7 protein-coding genes are annotated in these 4,726 nt (G+C 47.1%); 2 read left to right on the top strand and 5 right to left on the bottom strand.

All coding sequences use genetic code 11. From position 1 onward, the window contains the following. Positions 1 to 1,074, top strand: a 1,074-nt coding sequence (cbiD, locus tag QVO39_RS05145) for a cobalt-precorrin-5B (C(1))-methyltransferase CbiD (RefSeq protein WP_288171796.1), incomplete at its 5' end; no start/stop codon positions are given. Continuing rightward, complete coding sequence (locus QVO39_RS05140; RefSeq protein ID WP_021903289.1) at positions 1,071 to 2,369, top strand: cobyrinic acid a,c-diamide synthase CobB; 1,299 nt, start codon at positions 1,071 to 1,073, stop codon at positions 2,367 to 2,369. The genes cbiD and QVO39_RS05140, both read left to right, overlap by 4 nt. A gap of 1 nt (position 2,370) precedes the next feature. Here QVO39_RS05140 and QVO39_RS05135 read toward each other — a convergent pair whose 3' ends face one another. The 5 genes from QVO39_RS05135 to QVO39_RS05115 form a co-directional block, all read right to left on the bottom strand. Next, on the bottom strand, positions 2,371 to 2,835 hold the full coding sequence (locus QVO39_RS05135) for a PaaI family thioesterase (RefSeq protein WP_021903288.1): 465 nt from the start codon (positions 2,833 to 2,835) through the stop codon (positions 2,371 to 2,373). Positions 2,836 to 3,015: 180 nt separating this feature from the next. Continuing rightward, positions 3,016 to 3,411 (bottom strand): hypothetical protein, encoded by a 396-nt coding sequence (locus QVO39_RS05130; protein ID WP_018027832.1) that lies wholly within the window; start codon positions 3,409 to 3,411, stop codon positions 3,016 to 3,018. Positions 3,412 to 3,566: 155 nt separating this feature from the next. Then, positions 3,567 to 4,064, bottom strand: coding sequence for a hypothetical protein (locus QVO39_RS05125; protein ID WP_021903287.1), 498 nt, complete (start codon positions 4,062 to 4,064; stop codon positions 3,567 to 3,569). Between the two features lie 11 nt (positions 4,065 to 4,075). Further along, positions 4,076 to 4,471 carry a hypothetical protein gene (locus tag QVO39_RS05120; protein WP_288171795.1) on the bottom strand — a complete coding sequence of 132 codons (396 nt, stop codon included), beginning with the start codon at positions 4,469 to 4,471 and terminating at the stop codon, positions 4,076 to 4,078. A gap of 102 nt (positions 4,472 to 4,573) precedes the next feature. Next, a complete protein-coding gene (locus tag QVO39_RS05115) occupies positions 4,574 to 4,672 on the bottom strand; it encodes a hypothetical protein (RefSeq protein ID WP_288171799.1) in 99 nt (32 codons plus the stop codon). Positions 4,673 to 4,726: the final 54 nt, after the last annotated feature.

Here is a 4,726-nt window from a genome sequence, read left to right as displayed (position 1 = left end):
GGGATAGAGCAGTTGCTCCCAGAGTTCTTTCCCCAAAAGATTGGCTTCACCACAGGCACCACTGCCACCGCTGCCACCAAAGCAGCCCTTGTAGCCCTCCTAGAGGATATTGAGCTCTCCATGGTAGAAGTCACCCTTCCCGATGGCGAAATCATCCCCTTCCCCATTCAGTCGGTCACCGTCGAGGGCAATGAAGCCACCGCAGTAGCGATAAAGTACTCAGGCGATGACCCCGACGTCACCAATGGTGCTGAAATCTGTGCCACCGTATCTCTCCACAAAGGGAAAAGGGGGGTGGAGTTTAAGCAAGGTATCGGCGTAGGCAGAGTAACCCTTCCTGGGCTAGGTCTAGAAATCGGTGGCCCCGCTATTAATAAGACGCCACGGAGAATGATCACCTCCCTTTGCGAGGAGTTGCTCGACCTCACCCAAATAGGAGTAGAGATCACCATCTTCGTCCCCGAAGGCGAATCCATTGCCAAGAACACCTTCAACCCACGCCTTGGGATTGTAGATGGCATCTCTATCATCGGCACAACAGGAGTGGTCCGCCCCTACTCCAACGACACTTGGATCGCCTCCATACGGCGAGAGATGGAGGTCTCCAAAGCGGTAGGTGTTGAGCACTTAGTGCTCAACTCTGGTGGCAGGTCAGAGAAGTACCTCAAAGCCAGATTTCCCCACCTTCCCCCCAACGCCTTTATACAGTATGGCAATTTCATTGGCGAGACCCTTACTTTCGCTCATCAGCTCACCTTCCCTACCGTTACTCTCGGCATCATGCTGGGAAAAGCGGTCAAGCTAGCTGCAGGCGAACTAGATACCCACAGTCATAAAGTAACGATGGATAAGGAGTTTCTCAAGCAGGTACTAACAGAATCTAGAGAGGAAGTTGATATCAGCGGGATCACCTTGGCACGAGAAATATGGCAATTAATACCCAACAAAGCATCCAAATTCTACCAGCTCATCATCCAGCATTGTTATGAGGTGTGCCAGCCCATTGTGCCACACGCCTCCTTGGAGATACTACTGATTGACGACACTGGCCAGTTTATTTCACAAAAACCATGAAACCATCTTCCTTTATTATTGCCGCCCCCACTTCAGATAGTGGTAAGAGCACCATCACTATAGGACTTCTTAGGGCACTTAGTCGCCAAGGTTACCGTGTCCAGCCCTTCAAGTGTGGACCCGACTATATCGATCCCAAGCTACATAAAAATGCATCGGGTGTTGATTCCGTGAATCTCGACCTCTTTATGCAGAGCGAAGAGAGTGTCCGAACTCTATTCAGAAGCTATCAAGCCCCTAGCGACGTGGCTGTTGTGGAGGGGGTAATGGGTCTTTTTGATGGCTATGATCGGGACAGAGGCTCCACCGCACACCTTGCAGAGGTACTTGATCTGCCTATCGTCCTCGTCCTCACACCCAAGTCAATGGCCTATAGTGTCGCTCCCCTACTCTACGGCATCAAGCACTTTCGGCCAGAGCTCAATATACTAGGGGTGATTTTCAACAAGGTCAATTCCCCAAAGCACCTAGCTTATCTGCGTGACGCTGCTAATGATGTAGGGGTAAAGGTGCTCGGCTCTATTCCTACAGATAAAACACTCACTCTCCCGAGCCGTCACTTAGGATTGATTACCGATGATCAAGAAGCACTAGAGGCACACGCCAATCAAGCCGCCAACCTTGTAGAAGCACATATCAACCTCACTCAATTGCTTGCTGATTCTCAATATCAGCCTATCTCAACAATATCACCTATAGGAAGTAATGCACCTAAAGGCACCAAGAAAATAGCGGTGGCTCGCGACGAAGCTTTCAACTTCATCTATACCGAAAATATTCGGATGCTGGAGCAGTTTGGCACGATCACTTATTTTAGTCCCATCCACGATAGCCAGCTCCCCGAGTGCGACCTGCTATACCTGCCAGGAGGGTATCCCGAGCTATATGCAGAGCAGCTCTCCCAGAATAGTGCGATGATTCAGCAAATCAAGACCTATGCCGAACGCCAAGCCCCTCTCATCGCTGAGTGTGGGGGGATGCTTTATCTCTCTAAGAGTATCATCACTGCAGAGGGAAAGGAGTACCCAATGGTGGGTCTCTTTAGTCATAGTGCTACGATGGAAGGAGCCCGGCTCACCATCGGCTACCGACAGTTGGAGCTCTTTGGCGTACCGCTCAAAGGACACGAGTTTCACTACTCACATCTCACACCCACAGACGAAGGAGTCACCAACCAATTGAATGCTACAGGCGAACCAGTAGACACGCTACTTTTCCAGCACGGAAAAGTGATCGCCACCTATACTCATCTCACCTTCACCGCCGATTTTCTCTCCCGTCTTCTAGAGCCATAGATCAGCGGAGCAGAACGGAGACCATTCTGCCCCTCACTCTGAGTTGTTGCTCTGCCCAGAGCTCAAGATGCATCACCACCTTTCGATCGGTAACCTCTTGAATAGTAGCACGAAGCTCAAGAGAACACTCCATAGGTGTAGGGGCAAGGTAGTCAAGCCCCAAGTGGGCAGTCACGTACCGCAAACTAGGAAGTGACGCCATATCTCTGCTAAAGTGTCGGTAACCAGCGGCAGCAGCAGTTCCATTACCATGGCAATCTAGAAGGGCGGCAATCAATCCACCATAAACATTCTGCGGATAGCCACCAGTAGCATACTCTGGTGGCGTATAATGGGCTACAGCAGTGTCACTAGCAGGGTCGTTATCCAGCCAATAACTCTTCAAGTGAAGACCATGCTCATTAAGCTTTCCACAACCATAGCAATGGCTAAACTCCTCTGTATAATAATCTTGAAATGCCTTCATATTTAATCTAGTATTGATATGCCTGCAATTTACCAAAACTAAAGTTGACTCCCCAACCTATTCGAGACAGAATCTTTTAGGGACAGCGTGAAAGAGTTTCCACTTTGGAGCATGGGATCAACATAAAAGGCTCGTTCCACAATTGTGAGACGAGCCTTTATTATTTAAGGTCTGATAGCCTTACTTTCGAGTAGCGTTAGCTGTCCAGGATCCCTCCTTAGTTGTATAAGCAGCGATGGTGAGCTTCTCTGCATCGATTCTGATTACTCCAGCCTCATCGGAACTAAGTGTCACAAGCGTATTTTCACCCTTTTCCATCTTTACTCCAGAGAGTGTAGGGATATTCTTTGAGCTGAAGCGGAAGGTATAAGTATCCCCCACCTTAACCACAGTAATAGTCACCTTTTCACCAACAGCGAGGTTAAGACCATCCTTGGTAGAAGCATAGCTCGCAGTACCTTCGTACCTGCCAACAAACAGATCCGCATCAGCAGGATCTTGGTTACATGAAGTAAAGGCAATAGCCATCAACACCATAGCAGCCATTGCTGCAAAAATCATATTCAACTTTTTCATCACGTTCTCAACTTTAAATTGTTAATACTAACATCATTTGCAAGGTAATCATTTTCACCCTAAGGCGAAGCCTAATTACACTATTTTATTGGAATAATATCACATTACCCCACATACATTTCATATCTTTTCATGCAGTTCGTGCCCACAATCACCTACCTGTGGCGTAATTTACGACCAGTATTGGCGTTGAAATTACGGTACTCCTCATACACCTTAAAAGCCTTTTCGGGAGTTAGCTGATTGATCAGTGCACTCATAAAAGACTGAGAGGCCTGATGACGCTTTTCAGTGAGTGCCTGTATCTTTTTATAGTAGTCGAGATACTGTTCGGAAGTAATTTTACCTCCCAACTTAGATATCTCATCATACACTTTGCGTATTCCTGCCCAAGAGGAAACGCGAACCTCATCGTACTTATCTAGCTCTTTTGAAACCAACTGCTTCTCCTCTGCCGAGAGCCCTGCTGCCTTGGCGATGGCTTCGATCCGCTCCTTTTTGAACTGCTCGTGCACCGCACTTTGGTCGCTGATCTCTTGTTCCACGCTGGAACTAAGGAGCAGTTCTCTATGGTTATTTGCAAAGAGTAGAGAGGGAGTAGTAAAACTCAATAACACCAATAGTACAAATGCCCTCAATCTATTTTCCTTCATAATATCTAACATTACCTTGAACTTATCACGCTTTGATCATCCTCCTCCATATAAATGAACCCCCAATAGTCTTCGTTGGTATCATCTAGTAAAAACTGCTGAAACTCTTCATCACTCATATCATAAGCATTGAGCTCTACTGGATCTGGGAGGGTGGATTGCTGGAGTGGAGATAGAGTCCACAAAGAGACGGCAAGCAACAACACGGCCGCAGCTCCTATAGACCAATAGACATAAGGTTTCCATAACTTACGTGTTTGAGACTTTACCTCACTCTGTACCTTCTCCTCCTCTTCAATTCGTTGCTTCAAGCGCTCCTTGAAGGTGGCAAAATAATTTTCGGGAGTTACGAATGGGTGCAAAGGATCATTTTCAATATTTTTACGTTCAAAATTGGGGGTCATCACACATCAACTATCTAACTATTAATTGCTCTATCTGTGGGTTTGATGCACCAATCGCTGATTGGTTTAATCACCTACTTAATCTTTTTTAGGGGGGGGGGAGGGTCACTCCTCATCAATCCCCATAGCCTTTTTGATCTTCTTCACAGCGTGGTGATAATTGGCTTTGAGTGCACCTTCACTGGTGTTGGTAATTTCGGATATCTCCTTGTAAGGGAGGTCTTGAAAATAGCGAAGCTCAAAAGTCAGTTTTTGTTT

Source organism: Porphyromonas sp. CAG:1061 (assembly GCF_000435035.1).
Taxonomy (GTDB): domain Bacteria; phylum Bacteroidota; class Bacteroidia; order Bacteroidales; family Porphyromonadaceae; genus Porphyromonas_A; species Porphyromonas_A somerae.
This window is presented reverse-complemented; position numbering and strand designations above follow the sequence as displayed.

Bases quoted from the DNA above. Each gene is read 5' to 3' on its own strand.
- QVO39_RS05140 (WP_021903289.1), top strand. From the start codon at position 1,071: ATGAAACCATCTTCCTTTATTATTGCCGCCCCCACTTCAGATAGTGGT.
- QVO39_RS05135 (WP_021903288.1), bottom strand. From the start codon at position 2,835: ATGAAGGCATTTCAAGATTATTATACAGAGGAGTTTAGCCATTGCTAT.
- QVO39_RS05130 (WP_018027832.1), bottom strand. From the start codon at position 3,411: ATGAAAAAGTTGAATATGATTTTTGCAGCAATGGCTGCTATGGTGTTG.
- QVO39_RS05125 (WP_021903287.1), bottom strand. From the start codon at position 4,064: ATGAAGGAAAATAGATTGAGGGCATTTGTACTATTGGTGTTATTGAGT.